15 protein-coding genes are annotated in these 15,767 nt (G+C 68.7%); 7 read left to right on the top strand and 8 right to left on the bottom strand.

The features are described from left to right. The first annotated feature begins 85 nt into the window (after positions 1–85). Entirely contained in the window at positions 86–1,231 is a 1,146-nt protein-coding gene (locus ACNPNP_RS14265; protein ID WP_448966689.1) for a hypothetical protein, read from the top strand. Between the two features lie 17 nt (positions 1,232–1,248). Here ACNPNP_RS14265 and ACNPNP_RS14260 read toward each other — a convergent pair whose 3' ends face one another. From ACNPNP_RS14260 to ACNPNP_RS14250, 3 genes are read right to left on the bottom strand one after another with little or no spacing between them, the layout of a single operon-like run. After that, positions 1,249–1,788 (bottom strand): YaeQ family protein, encoded by a 540-nt coding sequence (locus tag ACNPNP_RS14260; RefSeq protein WP_448966688.1) that lies wholly within the window; start codon positions 1,786–1,788, stop codon positions 1,249–1,251. Between the two features lie 55 nt (positions 1,789–1,843). Continuing rightward, the gene (locus tag ACNPNP_RS14255) at positions 1,844–2,890 is read right to left on the bottom strand and encodes an Rv2578c family radical SAM protein (RefSeq protein WP_448966687.1); all 1,047 of its coding nucleotides are present in this window, start codon (positions 2,888–2,890) and stop codon (positions 1,844–1,846) included. Positions 2,891–2,945: 55 nt separating this feature from the next. Further along, complete coding sequence (locus tag ACNPNP_RS14250; protein WP_448966686.1) at positions 2,946–4,007, bottom strand: hydroxyacid dehydrogenase; 1,062 nt, start codon at positions 4,005–4,007, stop codon at positions 2,946–2,948. 65 nt (positions 4,008–4,072) lie between these two features. Here ACNPNP_RS14250 and ACNPNP_RS14245 point away from each other — a divergent pair, with 65 nt between their 5' ends. After that, positions 4,073–5,005, top strand: coding sequence for a M15 family metallopeptidase (locus tag ACNPNP_RS14245; RefSeq protein ID WP_448966685.1), 933 nt, complete (start codon positions 4,073–4,075; stop codon positions 5,003–5,005). Between the two features lie 141 nt (positions 5,006–5,146). Continuing rightward, positions 5,147–6,310, top strand: a complete 1,164-nt coding sequence (locus ACNPNP_RS14240) for an acyl-CoA dehydrogenase family protein (RefSeq protein WP_448966684.1) — start codon at positions 5,147–5,149, stop codon at positions 6,308–6,310. Positions 6,311–6,400: 90 nt separating this feature from the next. Here ACNPNP_RS14240 and ACNPNP_RS14235 read toward each other — a convergent pair whose 3' ends face one another. From ACNPNP_RS14235 to ACNPNP_RS14215, 5 genes are all read right to left on the bottom strand, one after another. Then, a complete protein-coding gene (locus tag ACNPNP_RS14235) occupies positions 6,401–6,958 on the bottom strand; it encodes an ECF transporter S component (RefSeq protein ID WP_448966683.1) in 558 nt (185 codons plus the stop codon). Next, positions 6,955–7,830, bottom strand: a complete 876-nt coding sequence (locus ACNPNP_RS14230) for a siderophore-interacting protein (protein ID WP_448966682.1) — start codon at positions 7,828–7,830, stop codon at positions 6,955–6,957. Before ACNPNP_RS14230 ends, ACNPNP_RS14235 begins: the two co-directional genes overlap by 4 nt. 10 nt (positions 7,831–7,840) lie before the next feature. Continuing rightward, on the bottom strand, positions 7,841–8,659 hold the full coding sequence (locus ACNPNP_RS14225) for an energy-coupling factor transporter transmembrane component T (RefSeq protein WP_448966681.1): 819 nt from the start codon (positions 8,657–8,659) through the stop codon (positions 7,841–7,843). Continuing rightward, positions 8,656–10,383, bottom strand: a complete 1,728-nt coding sequence (locus tag ACNPNP_RS14220; protein ID WP_448966680.1) for an ABC transporter ATP-binding protein — start codon at positions 10,381–10,383, stop codon at positions 8,656–8,658. Before ACNPNP_RS14220 ends, ACNPNP_RS14225 begins: the two co-directional genes overlap by 4 nt. A gap of 92 nt (positions 10,384–10,475) precedes the next feature. Continuing rightward, a complete protein-coding gene (locus ACNPNP_RS14215) occupies positions 10,476–11,018 on the bottom strand; it encodes an ECF transporter S component (protein ID WP_448966679.1) in 543 nt (180 codons plus the stop codon). Positions 11,019–11,189: 171 nt separating this feature from the next. Here ACNPNP_RS14215 and ACNPNP_RS14210 point away from each other — a divergent pair, with 171 nt between their 5' ends. Genes ACNPNP_RS14210 through ACNPNP_RS14195 form a run of 4 tightly spaced genes read left to right on the top strand, consistent with a single transcriptional unit; the run spans position 11,190 to position 15,705 of the window. Next, positions 11,190–13,496 (top strand): carbon starvation CstA family protein, encoded by a 2,307-nt coding sequence (locus ACNPNP_RS14210; RefSeq protein WP_448966678.1) that lies wholly within the window; start codon positions 11,190–11,192, stop codon positions 13,494–13,496. 4 nt (positions 13,497–13,500) lie between these two features. Next, complete coding sequence (locus tag ACNPNP_RS14205; RefSeq protein WP_448966677.1) at positions 13,501–13,734, top strand: YbdD/YjiX family protein; 234 nt, start codon at positions 13,501–13,503, stop codon at positions 13,732–13,734. Between the two features lie 58 nt (positions 13,735–13,792). Continuing rightward, entirely contained in the window at positions 13,793–14,974 is a 1,182-nt protein-coding gene (locus ACNPNP_RS14200; protein WP_448966676.1) for a sensor histidine kinase, read from the top strand. Between the two features lie 14 nt (positions 14,975–14,988). Further along, positions 14,989–15,705 carry a LytR/AlgR family response regulator transcription factor gene (locus ACNPNP_RS14195; RefSeq protein ID WP_448966675.1) on the top strand — a complete coding sequence of 239 codons (717 nt, stop codon included), beginning with the start codon at positions 14,989–14,991 and terminating at the stop codon, positions 15,703–15,705. Positions 15,706–15,767 lie beyond the last annotated feature (62 nt).

The following is a 15,767-nucleotide window of genomic DNA, read 5'->3' as shown; positions in this document are numbered from 1 at the left end:
CGGGGGCCCTTCTGCGTCATTCGTGAGGAATTGTGAACCGCGCCGGTGCCACGACGCCGACGGACGGCGGTGGTAGCCTCGCCGCGTGGCAGACAAACAGGGCTCTGATGTCGTCCTCTCGAGCGAACCGGCTGCGTGGGAACCCGATGAGCTCGGTCTCGCCGTCGGCGCGACAGGCGCGTACAGCGAGTACGCCGCGCGCGACGGCGTCGTGCCTGATCCTGCTCCCCTGATGACGGCGTGGCTGACGGGCCGTGGGCAGAAGATCCGGCGTAACGCCTTCGCGAGCGGCGACACCGTCGACGGGCTCACGTTCCGGGAGTCGTACTCGCGCGCACTCGCGAACATGTCGGCATCAGCCGTTCCCGCCGAACCTGCGAAGCACTTCGCAGGGCTGCGGATCGATGCGCCACGGGCTGCGGGATTCCTCGCCGTACCCGATGTTCTCCTGCGGTTCGAGTCCGAGGTAGACGGAGAGCTGCTCGTGGCGGCGCCGACCGCGAACACCCTGCTGCTCGCCGGCTCGGAGCAGGACGACCTCGTGCACTTCTTCGGTGTCGCGCTGGCCGAATGCCTGGCGGCCGACCCCCGCGGGCTGTCGCCGGTGCCGTTGCGCATCGTGGCGTCAGCAGGGGGCGGCGCGTCACTCGAGCGATGGGACCCGGGAACGGACTCGCCCTGGTATCCGCTCTCCCTGCGCGCCAGGCAGCTGGAACTCGAACGCCGCTTCGGGCCGATGCTGCAGTACGACGACATCGGCACGTACTCGTTCCGTGGCGCCGGCGCCGCGTGCGCCTCGCCTCGATGGTCGTACGACGAGGCCGAGGAGCAGTTGCGCTCATATGCGGTGTGGACGCCCGGCTACTTTCCCACGCTGCTGCCGCCGGTCGACTGGATCGCGGTGAATCAGAAGACCTCCCGGTCGGCGCCGCAGCTGTGGCTGAGCCGCGATGAACTCGCGAGATGCGCCGGCGTCGAGGTCACGCACACGGACGAGTTCGGTCTCGAGGTCGATGTGGTCATCTGGACGGGCTACGCCGACGATCACGACGGGATCGGGTTGAAGGCAGCGCTGCGCGAGGCCGGCGCCCGCACCACAGTGAAGATGGGCGGAATGGGGGCGAGCGTGCACATCCTCGACTGGATGCCGGGACGGTTCGGCGGCCCGGCGTCACGGTTCACGACGTTCGACGAGTTCCCGCGGATGCAGCGACCGCCGACCGCCGGCTGAACGTCCGCGCCGCCGGCTCAGACGATGGCGTGCTCGTGCACCGTCGAGCTCAGCGTGGTGCCGTTCAGGTCGAGGTACAGCTGCTGCTCGGTCACGGTCAGCGTCATGGAGTTGCGGCGCTCGAGCGACGTGGTCGCGGCGTCGATGAAGCCGGGATCGAAGCTGAACACCTTGATCGACTCTGCGTCGTGGATGCGCTTGCCCGCCCACGGTGCGATGACCTTGAGCGGGTCGCGATGCGTGTAGACGGCGACCCGGCCGGCAAGCTTGCTGCCGTAGTGCAGACGCTCGGCGTCAGGGGCTCCGACCTCGATCCAGGCGGTGATCGTGCCCGTCATGTCGCGGATGATCACCGCTGGCTCCTCGGTCGACGAGATGCCGGCGCTGAACGCGATGCCCTCGGCGTACTCGAGGCAGTAGGCGAGTGTGCGGGTGAGCATGTACGCGTCTGTCTCGGACGGATGCCGCGCGACGCGGAGCGCGAGCTCGTCGTAGACACCACGATCCATGTCTGCCAGCTGCACCGTGAAGGTGTGGATCATCGCGCCGATTGCCATAGTCATCGAGCCTACGCGTCGAGGCAGCCGGCGTTGACCGCGAATCGACGCCCCGTCAGAACAGGGTGGGCGCCGCCGGTTCCACGAAGGTCGGGCGGACCGTGGCCGGTCGGGTGAGTCGTCGGCTCGGATACGCGTCGTCCGAGTGGCGGGCATCGAGCCCGTGCGCGCGGATGAGCGGACGCACGCGCTTGGCCAGCCACTGACGATACGGTTTCGGCGCCTCGGATGCTGCGCCGGGATAGAGCCCGCGGTACGACGACATGAGCTCAGGGTGCTCGCGCTGCAGCCACTGCATGAACCAGGGTTTGACCCCTGCGCGAAGGTGCAGTGCGCCGTAGATGACATGATCGGCGCCGGTCTCGGCGATGCGGTGAAGTGCGTGATCGACGGCCGCGACCGAGTCGGTGAGGTGGGGGAGTACCGGCATCAGGAAGACGCCGACGCGGAACCCCGCATCCGTCAGTGCGCGCACCGTGTCGAGTCGCGCCTGCGTGCTCGGTGTGCCCGGCTCGATCGAGTGCTGCAGGGTGTCGTCGTACATCGCGATCGACATCTGGATGTCGATGGGCACGTGCGCCGCCGCATCCACCAGCAGCGGGATGTCGCGGCGGATCAGCGTTCCCTTGGTGAGGATCGAGAACGGCGTCGCGGACTCGGCGAGTGCGCGGATGATGTCCGGCATCAGCTTGTAGCGGCCCTCTGCGCGCTGATAGGGATCGGTGTTCGTGCCCAGCGCGACGCTCTCGTGCTGCCAGCTGCCGCGCCGCAGCTCTTTCGCGAGCACCTCGGCGACGTTCGTCTTCACGACGATCTGCGAATCGAAGTCGCCTCCGCCGTCGAGATCGAGGTACTCGTGCGTGCCGCGGGCGAAACAATACGTGCACGCATGGCTGCATCCGCGATACGGGTTGATCGTCCAGCTGAACGGCATCCGCGACCCGGCGGGGACCTTGTTGAGCGCCGAGCGTGCGAGCACCTCATGGAAGGTCATCCCCGCGAACTCGGGCGTCGTCACGGAGCGGACGATTCCGGTGCGATTCTCCAGGCCGGGCAGCGCAGCGTCGTCCGCGTCATCGATCGTCTGTCCCTGCCATCGCATGCATTCATTCGAACAAATGCGCGAGGTTAAGTCAAGCAGGATTCGAAGAGAAGTACTAGCTCAGTGGTTCGGGGTACCGGAAGGGTTCCGCGGCCACGAACCGGCGAACCTCGTCCACGGCGTTCTCGCCCATGCGGTGCAGCTCGCCTCCCAGCGACCCAGCGATGTGCGGCGTGAGAACGACGTTCGGCAGCGACCAGAGCTCGTGCTCGGGCGACAGCGGCTCGGGATCGGTGACATCGAGGATCGCGCGGATGCGACCCGTGCGCAGCTCTCCGACGAGGGCTTCCTGGTCGACGACGGCGCCGCGCGCGGTGTTGAGCAGAGTCGCTCCGTCGCGCATGAGCGACAGCATCCGCGCATCGATCTGCCCCACCGTCGCCGGGATCAACGGCTGGTGCAGCGAGACGACATCGCTCTGCGTCATCACCTCGGCGAGCGTCGCGGCGCGCACTCCGACCTCGGCGGCGAGCTCCGGCGTCAGCTCGGGGCTGAACGCGACGATGTCGAAATCGAAGGTCCGCAGACGTGCGACGAGCAGGCGCGCGACCTGGGACAGGCCGACGATGCCGATCGTGCGCCGATGGTTGCCCGCCACTCCCCTTCGGGCTGCGGCCGGCGCCTCCGGGTGCTCGCGATAGGCGCGTTCCGCGGCGAACGAATCCTTGCCGTCGAGCAGGATCATCGCCAGGGCGTATTCGGCGACGGGACTCGCGTTGATGGAACGGGCGTTCGCGGCGATGAGCCCTCGCTGCGCCCACGCAGAGGGGTCATCGAGGCACAGCGCCGCGACGCCGCCGAGGTAGACGAGTCCGCGCAGGGCGGGTGCATCGTGCGGCGAGAGCCGTGGCGCGCCCCAGCCCCCGATCGCGATCTCGGCGTGCTGCAGCTGCTCGACCGCCTCCTCGGTCCGCGACACCACCGAGGACGGATCGATGTCCACGAGGGTCTGCAGCTCATCGAGCATGGCGGAAGTGAAGAGGTCGGCGACGAGGGATGCCGGATTCATCAGGAAGACTGCGGACGGGCGGGTGATGTGCTCCCTCTCGAGGTTCGCTGCACCTTCGAAGTCGGCTGAGCGGACGGCATCGATGCCGTCTTCGCGCTCGAGACTCACAACATATCAACCACCCGCGACGGAACGGATGAGGCTCTCGGCGCAGATCACGGCAGAATGGAGGAATGAGCGGCGCGCATCACCCCCGGCATGCGTCGCGCCCGTCCCGTGTGCTGACCATCGCGTTGCCCGTCGGACTGGCGGTGACGGCGCTCGGCGTCCTGTGGGCGATCGCGGACGCCCCGGCCGCGGCAGAAGCCGAGCTCCCGCCCCCACCCATGCCGGTCGTCGCGGCCCAGTTGCCTCCTGTCGATCTCGGAGGAGTCGTGGCGTCCGATCCGTGCGCAGACGCCGCCGTCGTCGACGCGCTCGCGGTCGGCGATGATGAAGCGGCGATCACGGCATTCGGTGGAGGTGCGGCTTTCCGGGAGGCCGTCGTCGCCGGGAACGCGCCCTGCATCTCGCTCAGCGACCCTGCCAGGCTCTGGCTCGTCGTCAACAAGGCGCGGCCGATCGAGCCGTTGGACTTCGAGCCGGCATCGCTCTCCGAGGTCGACCTCGCGGCGACGACCTCATCCGACCGGCTGCGCACGGATGCGCGCGACGCCCTGAGCGCCCTCGCCGACGGGGTCGATGCGTCGGGTGCCGGAGCCATCGGGATCAACAACGGATACCGCTCGTACGACCTGCAGGTGTCCACCTATTCCGGCTTCGTCGCTTCTGAAGGTGTCGCAGGCGCCGACCGGGGCTCCGCGCGTGCGGGATTCAGCGAGCATCAGACCGGGCTGGCAGTGGATGTCGTCGCGTGCGACGACGGCTGCGGCGACATCGACGCGTTCGGCAGCACGGCGCAGGCCGCATGGGTGCAGGAGCACGCCTGGGAGCACGGCTACGTCGTGCGATACGAGAACGGCGCGAGCGACCGCACCGGGTACATGCCCGAGCCGTGGCATCTCCGCTACGTCGGCCCTCAGCTCGCCTCCGCCTATCACGAGGGCGGCTTCCACACGCTCGAGGAGTTCTTCGGTCTGCCCGCGGCCCCCGACTACGCGCACTGACCCCGTTCTGTGGCATCCCACAAACGCGGTACGCAGTCCCACGCGCGGTGGGATGCATTCTCACAACGCGCTGTCGCGGCATCCGCTCTCCGCCCTAGAATCGCGGGAGCAACGACGCACTGACACGTTCGGGAGGACGGCATGGAACGCGACATCTACGAAGAAGACCACGAGGCATTCCGCGACCTGGTGAAGGACTTCGTCAAGCGCCACGTCAGCAATGAGAGCATCGAGAGGTGGGATGCCGCGGGCGAGATCGACCGCGAGACCATGCTCGCCGCAGGCGAGGCCGGGCTCATCGGGCTCTCCGTGCCTGAGGAGTTCGGCGGCGCCGGCATGCTGCAGGACTACCGCTTCCGCACGATCGTGATGGAAGAGGTCATCGCCTCCGGTGCCGGCTCGCTGGCCGGGGCCTTCGGCATCCAGGACGACCTCGCCGTTCCGTACCTCGTGCACATGGGCACGCAGGAGCAGAAGGAGAAGTGGCTTCCTCGCATGGCCACGGGTGAGGTGCTCGGCGCGCTCGCGATGACCGACCCCGGTGCTGGTTCCGACCTCCGCGGCATCAAGACCAACGCGAAGAAGGTCGACGGCGGCTACATCGTCAACGGCGCGAAGACGTTCATCTCGTCCGGGACGACGGCCGACATGGTCGTCACCTTCGTGAAGACCGGCGAGGGAAACCGCCCCGACGCGTTCAGCCTGCTCATCCTCGAGAAGGGGATGGAGGGCTTCGACCAGGGCAAGAAGCTCAGCAAGATGGGCTTCCACGGGTGGGACACCGCCGAGCTCAGCTTCACCGACGTCTTCGTTCCCGAAGAGAACCTCATCAGCGGCAAGGAGGGGCAGGGCTTCATCCAGCTCATGATGAACCTGCCGCTCGAGCGCCTCTCGATCGGCGTCGCCGCCGCTGCCGCCGCCGAGGCGGCGACCAACTGGACCATCGCCTACACGAAGGACCGCGAGGCCTTCGGCGAGCGCATCGCCGACTTCCAGAACACGCGATTCCGCCTCGCCGACATGGTCACCACCACCGAGGTGATGTGGGCGTACATCGACCAGGCGCTGCGCGCCTACAAGGACAAGAAGCTCACCGCCGAGGATGCGGCGAAGGTCAAGTTCTGGGCGACCGAGCGCGAGTGGGAGGTGCTCGACACCGGCGTGCAGCTGCACGGCGGCTACGGCTACATCATGGAGTACCCGATCGCCCGCGCCTTCACCGACGCCCGCGTGCACCGCATCTACGGCGGCACGAACGAGATCATGCGCGACCTCGTCGGACGCCAGATCGCCGGCAAGCGCTGACGCACGTTGCCACTACTTCCAGGTCGCACTTTCTCTCGATTTGCCTCGCGCATAACGACAGAAAGTGCGACCTGAAGTGCTGATGCCGGGTCAGCGCCGTCCGACCCCTGCCGTGCGCAGGCGGTCGGCGATGAGGATGCCGAGGGCCGGGGCGCCGAGGCAGCTCGCCAGGGCCGCGACGAAGAAGAAGATCTGCGCCCACAGCGGCTGCGACGCCATGTTGAAGAACGTCCACGAGAACAGCGGGTACACGACACCGAGCACCGCAGCGCTGGCGTAATGCATCCAGGTCTTCCAGAAGCGCCACAGCACGAGCAGGAAGGGCAGCTCGGCGAACAGCGCCCATGATGCGTTCGTCACGACGCTCATGAATCCGTAGCCCGAGAACGGCACGATCACGAGCCCGGCGATCACGCCGACGAGGATCCCGACGAGCGGCGTGCGCAGCAGGCGCAGGGCGATCACCGACGGGAGCACCCACAATCCGGTGATCGCGACGGAGAGGATCGGTGAGCCGAGTCCCAGGAGCACGGTCGAGAGCCAGTTCGCCGGTGCGAGCAGAAGACCACCGGCGACGCCGAGAGCGGCGCAGGTGAGCAGCAGCGATGTCGAGATGCCGGGGCGTCGAGCGCTTCGCGCCTCGCTCACGACACCGGCTCCGCTGCGGCTTCGCGCGCGGCCTTCGACGCGGGCGATGAGGCGCCGATCTTCCAGTAGCCGCAGAAGCTCACGCTGTTCTTGTCGACACCGCGTTCGCCGACCAGCTGCTTGCGCACGCCGGACGCGAGTGCCTGCTCACCTGCGGCGTACGCGTGGAACGGCTCGATCGGCAGCGTCGCCTCGCGCAGTGCGGCGAGTGCGAGCACGCCGGGCGCCGAGGTGTGCGGTCGGGTGATCCACTCGATCGAGACCCCGGACGGATGCTCGAACTCCAGCGCATCGTCGGCGGAGGGCACCTCGATGATGGCCACGCCCTCGGCCGTGGAGGGCAGTGACGCGCAGATCGAGGCGATGGCCGGCAGCGCCGTCTCGTCTCCGACGAGCACGACATGATCCGTGCCGCGCTCGGGGTTGAACGTCAGCCCCTCGTCGATGATGAGCACGTGCTCGCCCGGCTCGCAGGTCTCCGCCCAACGGGATGCCGGTCCGGCGGTCCCCTCGGCGGCAGAGCCGTGCAGCACGAAGTCGACGTCGATCTCGGCGCCATGCTCCCCGGTCGCCGGTCGGTACGCGCGCACCGAGTAGTTGCGCATCACGGGGCGCTCGCCGTCGGGGATGCGCAGGAACTTCAGGTACCCGAACATCTTGTGCGCCTTCGCAGGGACGCGTTCGAGACCCGCTTCACCGCCCACGGGGATGAACAGCCGGAACCACTGGTCGTACCCCATCGGGTGGAACTTGGAGATCTCGCCTGCGCCCAGCGTGATGCGCATCCAATGCGGTGCGAGTCTTTCGCTGCGCAGCACTTCGAGATGCAGGAGCTCGGTCGTCTCGGGCTTGACCATCTTGCTGAATGCCATGGGATGCCTTTCAGGCGGGTTGCCAGGGGAAGAGCACGATGAAGATCGTGACGGATGCTGCGAGCAGCAGGACGATGAACACGACGTCGCGCGTGCGGAAGGGCACGAGATGCCGTTCGGTGCGGGTGGGATGCGCGCCGAAGGCGCGGGAATCCATGGCCAGGGCGACGCGCTCGGCGTGGCGGATCGCACCGGCGAGCAGTGGCACGATGTACCCCCAGCCCCTGGCGATGCGCGCGAACGGGCCGCGACCGCCGTGATGCCCGCGCACGCGGTGCGCGGCGCGGATCACGCTGAGCTCGTGCCCGAACCTCGGCACGAACCGGAAGGCGGCGAGAGCCGTGTAGCCGACGCGGTACGGAACCCGCAGCTGCTGGATGCTCGCCCGCACCAGGTCAGGACCGCTCGTGGTGAGTCCGCCCACCAGCGCGAGCGCGGCGATGGCGCCGAGCCGCAGCGCGCTGGCGAACCCGACCTCCAGCGCGCCGGCGAAGAGGGTCCAGCCGCCGATGCGCAGGAACGGTGCGGTGTCGTCGACGAGCGCGGCATCCACCCACAGCGAGAAGCCGATGCCGATCACGAGCATGGCGACCGGTATCACGACGAGCAGAATCAGCAGGAGGCGCCAGGTCAGCCGCGCGCCGACCAGGATCAGCGCATACGCGAGCACGATGAAGGCGGCGGGCGTGGCGAGGTCGCGCACGAAGACCAGCAGGATCATCGCCGGCGCGACAGCGGCGACCTTCGCCAGCGGGTTCAAGGCGTACAGGAACTCGCGCCGCGATCTGGCGACCATCGAGGCGTACGGGTTGACGACTGTGGTGCTCATGACGCCGTCGTCCCTGCGTGGGCGGCGAGGACGCGCTGCAGCGCGGGCAGTCGCAGCCCGGCGGTGGTGAAGACGTGCTCATCGCGGAAGAGCTCGTCTGTGCGACCGGTGGCGTGCACGCGTCCGTCCGCGAGTACGACGGTGTGCGTCGCATGTTCTGCGACCAGCTGCAGATCGTGCGTGACGATCACGATGGTCGTGCCTTCGCGGCGCAGTGCGTCGAGCAGGGCGAGCAGCTCCGCGGCGCGCGCGCGATCCTGCCCGAACGTCGGCTCGTCGAGCGCGAGCACGCGCGGGCCGGTGATCAGTGCGGTGCCGACCGACAGCCGTCGCTTCTCGCCGCCCGAGAGGAGGAACGGATGCACATCCGCCTTGTGCTCCAGCCCGAACCGACCGAGCACCTGCCGCACGCGGTGCGCGATCTCCGCCTCGCTCACGTGGCGCAGTCGCAGCCCGTGCGCGAGTTCGTCGAAGACGGTGTGCGCGATGAACTGGTGCTCCGGGTTCTGGAACACGAAGCCGATCCGTGCGGCGAGATCGCGCGGCGACGCCGTGGCGGGATCGAGCCCGTCGACGTCCACCTGACGCTTGCGAGGCGGCACGACGCCGGCGAGGGCCTGGATGAGGGTGGTCTTGCCCGCACCGTTCGCGCCGACGATCGCCGTCAGGCTGCCGGCCTCGATGTCGAGGTCGACGCTGTGCAGGATCTCGCGTCTTCCGCGCGTGACCGTGAGCCCGCGGGCGCGGATGAGGGGGTGACCGGCAGTCGGCGGCTGGGACAGATGTCGGTGCAGATCACGGATGTCAGTGGAGAACGCGGTTTCTTGGCTGACAGTTGTGTTCCCGGCTTGCAAGTGTGCGCCGCCGGCGGGCAGCGCGGCGGCCAGTTCCTCCGGTGTCAGCGGCAGCGGCGCATCGTGAGACAGGATGCCGCGCTCGCGCAGCATCCGTGCCGTCAGCGTCGCGGCCGGCAGCCACACGCCCATCGCGACGAGTTCTTCCGTGTGCCCGCGGAGGATCTCGTCGACCGGACCGTCGAATGCGACCGTGCCAGCCTGATCGAGCACGATCGTGCGCGTCACGAACTCCATGGCGGCGTCGAGGTTGTGCTCGACGAGCAGGATCGCGCGGTCACCCGCCGCGACGACGTCGGCGAGTGCGGCGTAGACGTCGTCGATACCCTGCGGGTCGAGGTTGGCCGTCGGCTCGTCGAGCACGAGGAGGGGCGATCCCATCGCGAGGGCGCAGGCGATCGCCAGGCGTTGACGACCGCCGCCGGAGAGACGATCGGGGTTCTCGTCGCGACGCTGCCATAATCCGACGCGGCGCAGGGCGTCCTCTGCGCGTGCGCGCACCTCGTCCAGGGGCAGCAGCAGGTTCTCCGGTCCGAAGGCCACCTCGTCGTACACGGTGCCGGTCACGATCTGGGCATCCGGATCCTGGAACACCATCGCGACGTGCGTGCTGAGCGTGGCAGTCGAGGCGTGCGCGCTGTCGATCCCGCCCGCCTCCACCGTGCCGGTCATCGTCGCGGGCAGCGCGTGGGGGATCAGGCCGTTCAGTGCGAGCGTGAGCGTCGACTTGCCCGAACCGGACGGACCGAGCAGCAGTACGACCTCACCCGGTGCGATGTCGAAGCTCACATCGCTCGGCGAAGGGTGCGCGGCATCGGCGTGGGTGAGGGTGAGATCACGCACGCGGAGAAGGGGCGCGGATGAGCGCACGGCGGAACCCCGGGTCGGTGGAACGGACCCTTCTAACTTAGCTGAGCCTTACCTGAATCGCCATCGGTGCATCCGTGCTCGGCCGGAGGTGTTCAGCGGCGGGAGACGCCCGCTCGGCCCAGGGCGGATCCGACCGCGAGCCCGAGTGCGGTCCAGGCGATCGGACCGAGCAACGAGAGCACGAGGTAGGCGATCTGCGCCCACAGCGGCAGCGAGCCCAGGTGCGCGACGAAGAACACGACGACCGCGACGATGATGCCGATCACGGTCGCCGAGATGAAGAAGCGCCATGCCCCCCAGGCCCGGTATCGGGTGAGGGCGGCGACACCCTCCTGGATCGCGCCGAACAGCAGCGCGGTGCCGATGAAGCGCAGCGCCCAGGCCGGGTTGAAGGCGCTGGAGACCAGCGCGGCGATCACGTGGGTGATCAGTGCGACGAGCGGCTGGCGCAGCACCTCCTGCGCGATGATCCCCGGCAGCACGTGGGCGCCCAGCAGCAGGCCGTACGCGTACGGAGCGGTGAAGAGCACGAACGGCGTCAGCACCCCCGCGATCCCGCCGACGATGCCGGTCGCGACGCCGATGGCCGCGCAGACCAGCAGCACTCTGGTCGACAGGAGAGGGGTTCGTGCCACGCCCTCAGCCTACTTGCGCCGGGGTGGCATCGGCCGCGCCGGGAACGGTGGGATGCGCCGCTCGTCGCCTCGACCGTGCCGCTCGTCGCATCCGATCCCGAAACGATCGGGGCGGCGGATGCTGCGCCTCTAGCGTGGGGAAACGCAATGACGCGCACACAAGGAGCAGCCATGTCATCACCTTCGTCGCGCCGCCCAGCGAACACCGCAGGCGGCGCCCCCACCGTCGATGAGCCGGAGCTCATCCAGGACCCCGACCTTCCACCCGTGGCGCTCACGGAGGAGCAGCACGACAAGGCGGGCCGCTGGACCTGGCCGAAGATCGTGCTCTGGGTGGCCATCGCGCTGCTCGGAGGCATCGCCTGGACGATGCTCGCCATCGTCAGGGGCGAGACGGTCAACGCGATCTGGTTCGTGTTCGCCGCCGTCTGCACGTACCTGATCGGGTACCGCTTCTACTCCAAGGTCATCGAGCGCTTCATCACGCGCCCCGATGACAGGCGCGCGACGCCCGCCGAGGTCAAGCAGGACGGCAAGGACTACGTCCCCACCGACCGGCGCGTGCTGTACGGTCACCACTTCGCCGCGATCGCGGGCGCCGGTCCACTGGTCGGCCCCGTGCTGGCCGCGCAGATGGGCTACCTGCCCGGAACCATCTGGATCATCGTCGGCGTGGTGCTCGCCGGTGCCGTGCAGGACTACCTGGTGCTCTTCTTCTCCATGCGCCGCGGCGGCCGCACGATCGGTCAGATGGCGCGTCAGGAGCTCGGCAAGATCGGCGGCACTGCCGCGATCATCGCCGCGCTGCTCATCATGATCATCATCGTCGCGATCCTCGCGCTCGTCGTGGTGAACGCGCTCGGCGAGAGCCCGTGGGGCGTGTTCTCGGTCGGCATGACCATCCCGATCGCGCTCTTCATGGGCGTCTACCTGCGGTTCCTCCGCCCGGGCAAGGTCACCGAGGTCTCGATCATCGGCTTCGTGCTGCTGATGGCGGCGATCATCGGCGGCGGCTGGGTCTCGAACACCGAGTGGGGACAGGCGCTGTTCCACCTCGACACGACGACGATCGCGTGGGGCATCATCATCTACGGCTTCATCGCCGCGATCCTCCCGGTCTGGCTGCTGCTCGCTCCCCGCGACTACCTGTCGACCTTCATGAAGATCGGCGTGATCGTCATGCTCGCGGGCGCCATCGTGCTGGTGCGCCCCGAGATCTCGGTTCCGGCCCTCACGGTCTTCGGCGAGAACGGCCTCGGCCCGGTGTTCTCCGGAGCGCTGTTCCCGTTCCTGTTCGTCACGATCGCGTGCGGCGCTCTGTCGGGATTCCACGCGCTGATCGCCTCGGGCACGACGCCCAAGCTCATCGAGAAGGAGCGGCAGACCCGCTTCATCGGCTACGGCGGCATGCTCATGGAGTCGTTCGTCGCGATCATGGCGCTGGTCGCCGCGATCTCGATCGATCAGGGCATCTACTTCGCGATGAACTCGCCCGCGGCTCTCACCGGCGGCACGGTCGAGGGAGCGGTCGCCTTCGTGAACTCGCTCGGGCTGACCGGGGTGAACCTGACACCCGAGATGCTCACCGGTACCGCTGCGGATGTCGGCGAGGAGTCGATCGTGTCGCGCACGGGCGGCGCCCCGACGCTCGCACTGGGCCTCGCGCACATCATGCAGCAGGCGCTCGGCGGTCAGGCACTGATGGCGTTCTGGTACCACTTCGCGATCATGTTCGAGGCGCTGTTCATCCTCACCGCGGTGGACGCAGGCACCCGCGTCGCCCGCTTCATGCTCCAGGACACGATCGGCGCCTGGTTCCCCAAGTTCCGCGACGTCTCCTGGCGCCCCGGTGTGTGGATCACGACCGCCATCATGGTCGCCGGGTGGGGGTACATCCTCATCCTCGGCGTGACCGATCCCCTCGGCGGCATCAACACGTTCTTCCCGCTGTTCGGCATCGCCAACCAGCTGCTCGCCGCGATCGCGCTCGCCGTGGTGCTGGCGATCGTCGCCAAGCGGGGCAAGAGCTACGTGAAGTGGCTGTGGATCGTGGCGCTGCCGCTGGCGTTCACGGCTGTGATCACCATCACCGCCTCGCTGTACAAGATCTTCTCTCCGGTGCCGCAGATCGGCTACTGGGCGAATCACTTCAAGTACCGCGCGGCTCAGGAGGCGGGCGACACGAGCCTCGGTGAGCCGGCGACCGTGGAGGCGGTCATCCGCAACACCGCCGTGCAGGGCACGCTGTCGATCATCTTCGTCGTCCTCGCCATCGTCGTGATGATCATGGCCGTCATCGTCGCCATCAAGGCGCTGCGGCGCGGCGGCGGCGAGAACACCGAGGATGCCGCAGTGGTCTCGCGCCGCTACGCGCCGGCGGGGTTCCTTCCGACATCCGACGAGCGCGAGCTCGAGAAGCAGTGGGAGCCGATCGTGAACGAAGAGCTCCGCGCCAACGCCCACCGCAAGGGACACTGATCTCATGACGATCCAGTCGGATGCTGCGACCGGCCTGAGGGCGGCCGGTGCATTGGCGCTGCGTGCCGGTCGCGGCATCCGCTGGTACATGCGCAACCTCATGGGCGACAGCGCCTATGAGACGTATCTCGCGCATCACCGGCGCAGGCACCCGGATGAGAAGCCGATGACGGAGCGGGAGTTCTGGCGCGACCGGATGGACGAGCAGGACCGCAACCCCGGAGCGCGCTGCTGCTGAGCGCGTGGCGCCGCGCTCGGCAGCAGTGCCGGTTTCACCGTCGTCCTAGGCTGATGCCATGACCGGATCCGTGGTGCTCGCCGCCGCCCTCGGCGTGATCGGCGGGGTCGTGCTCACGGTGCTGCTGCTGCTCGCCTGGCGCCTCGCGCGCGGCAACGCCGACCTGGGCAGCGCGGCGGAGCAAGCGTCGTACGCGGCTATGCACCACGCCAGCCTGGCGGCGCGGCATCTGCGCGCAGGACTGAGCGCACCGGACGTCGTCCGCGCCGCCAGGCACTTCCGCACACTCCTCGGCAGCAACGCCGTCGCGATCGTGGGGGTCGACGGCGCGGTCGCGATCGACGGTGCGGACGACGCGCTCAAGGGCTCGGCGCTGCGCATCGCCGAGCGGGTGCAGGAGTCCGGCCGGAGGCAGGTGTTCCCGCATCCCGACGGTGAGGATCTGGAGGCCGTCGGCGCGCCGATCGTCGTCGACGGACAGGTCGCCGGCGTGGTCGTGGCGTTCGCGGCACCCGTGCGGGCGGCGCTCGTGCGGGCCACAGGGGAGGTCGCCGACTGGTGCGCGGCGCAGGTGGAGCTGGGCGGACTGGACGCGTCGCGCACGGCGCTCGCCGAGGCGGAGCTGCGATCGCTGCGCGCCCAGATCTCGCCGCACTTCATCTACAACGCGCTGACGGCCGTGGCGTCCTTCATCCACGCCGATCCGGAGCGGGCGCGCGAGCTCGTCCTCGAGTTCGCCGACTTCACCCGCTACTCGTTCCGCCGTCAGGGCGAGTTCACGACGCTGGCGGAAGAGCTGCGCAGCATCCACTCGTACCTGACGCTGGAGAGGGCGCGCTTCGGCGACAGGCTCGAGGTGACGCTGCGCATCGCACCCGAGGCGCTGGCGACCGTCATCCCGTTCCTCTCCGTGCAGCCGCTCGTCGAGAATGCGGTGCGGCACGGGCTGGAGCCCGGTGAGGGCGGCGGCACGATCCGGATCGAGGCGATCGATGACGGCACGCACACCGAGATCACCGTCGAGGACGACGGCGTCGGCATGGATCCCGATTCGCTGCGCACACTGCTGACGGCCGCCGACGACGGCGCCCACGTCGGGCTGCGCAACGTCGACACCAGACTGCGGCAGATGTACGGGCGCGAGGGCGGGCTGGTCGTGGAGACGAATCTAGGCGAAGGTACGCTGGTGCGGATGCGCATCCCGAAGTCGCAGCCGCTGCACGACCCGGGGCGCGACTGAGCGGGAGGGACGACATGATCGATGTCCTCGTCGCCGATGACGAGCATCCTGCTCTCGACGAGCTGACGCATCTGCTGCGCCGTGATGACCGCATCGGTGAGATCCTGACGGCGAGTTCCGGCGCGGAGGTTCTGAGGATGCTGTCCGCGCAGGCCGTGTCGATCGCATTCCTCGACATCCACATGCCCGGCCTCTCCGGCATGGAGCTCGCGCGTTCGCTGGGGTCGTTGGCGACTCCTCCCGCTGTCGTCTTCGTGACAGCGGACGATGCCCGCGCCGTCGATGCGTTCGATGTGCGTGCGGCGGACTACCTGCTCAAGCCGGTCAGGGCCGACCGGCTGATCCGCGCCGTCGACCGCGTGCTGGAACTGGGAGGAACCGCCGCGCCGTCGGACGACGAGGTGCTCTCGGTGACGGTGGGCTCCAGCGTGCGTTTCGTGCATCGCAGCGACGTGCGCTGGGTGCAGGCACAGGGCGACTACTCGCGTCTGCACACCGCGGACGACATGGGGCACCTGGTGCGCATCCCGATCTCGGAGCTGGAACAGCGATGGGCGGATGCCGGATTCGTCAGGGTGCATCGTTCGTACCTGGCCGCCGTCGCCGCGATCGATGAGGTACGACTGTCCGGAGGCGAGCCCTCTGTGGTGGTCGGAGCGGTCGTGCTTCCCGTGAGCAGGCGGCTCCTGCCCGCCGTGCGCGAGGCGCTGGTGCGCGGAGCGCCCAGATGACCGCGCAGCATCCGCCTCGTCGCGTGCGCGTGAGCGCAGACGCCCGCCGTGCGCCCGCGCCC

Source organism: Microbacterium xerophyticum (assembly GCF_053543555.1).
Note: the sequence above shows the minus strand (reverse complement) of the source record. Positions and strands in the feature narration are given on the sequence as shown.

Coding starts and splice junctions, on each gene's coding strand:
- ACNPNP_RS14260 (WP_448966688.1), bottom strand. CDS start 1,788: ATGGCAATCGGCGCGATGATCCACACCTTCACGGTGCAGCTGGCAGAC.
- ACNPNP_RS14255 (WP_448966687.1), bottom strand. CDS start 2,890: ATGCGATGGCAGGGACAGACGATCGATGACGCGGACGACGCTGCGCTG.
- ACNPNP_RS14245 (WP_448966685.1), top strand. CDS start 4,073: ATGAGCGGCGCGCATCACCCCCGGCATGCGTCGCGCCCGTCCCGTGTG.
- ACNPNP_RS14240 (WP_448966684.1), top strand. CDS start 5,147: ATGGAACGCGACATCTACGAAGAAGACCACGAGGCATTCCGCGACCTG.
- ACNPNP_RS14230 (WP_448966682.1), bottom strand. CDS start 7,830: ATGGCATTCAGCAAGATGGTCAAGCCCGAGACGACCGAGCTCCTGCAT.
- ACNPNP_RS14225 (WP_448966681.1), bottom strand. CDS start 8,659: ATGAGCACCACAGTCGTCAACCCGTACGCCTCGATGGTCGCCAGATCG.
- ACNPNP_RS14210 (WP_448966678.1), top strand. CDS start 11,190: ATGTCATCACCTTCGTCGCGCCGCCCAGCGAACACCGCAGGCGGCGCC.
- ACNPNP_RS14205 (WP_448966677.1), top strand. CDS start 13,501: ATGACGATCCAGTCGGATGCTGCGACCGGCCTGAGGGCGGCCGGTGCA.
- ACNPNP_RS14200 (WP_448966676.1), top strand. CDS start 13,793: ATGACCGGATCCGTGGTGCTCGCCGCCGCCCTCGGCGTGATCGGCGGG.
- ACNPNP_RS14195 (WP_448966675.1), top strand. CDS start 14,989: ATGATCGATGTCCTCGTCGCCGATGACGAGCATCCTGCTCTCGACGAG.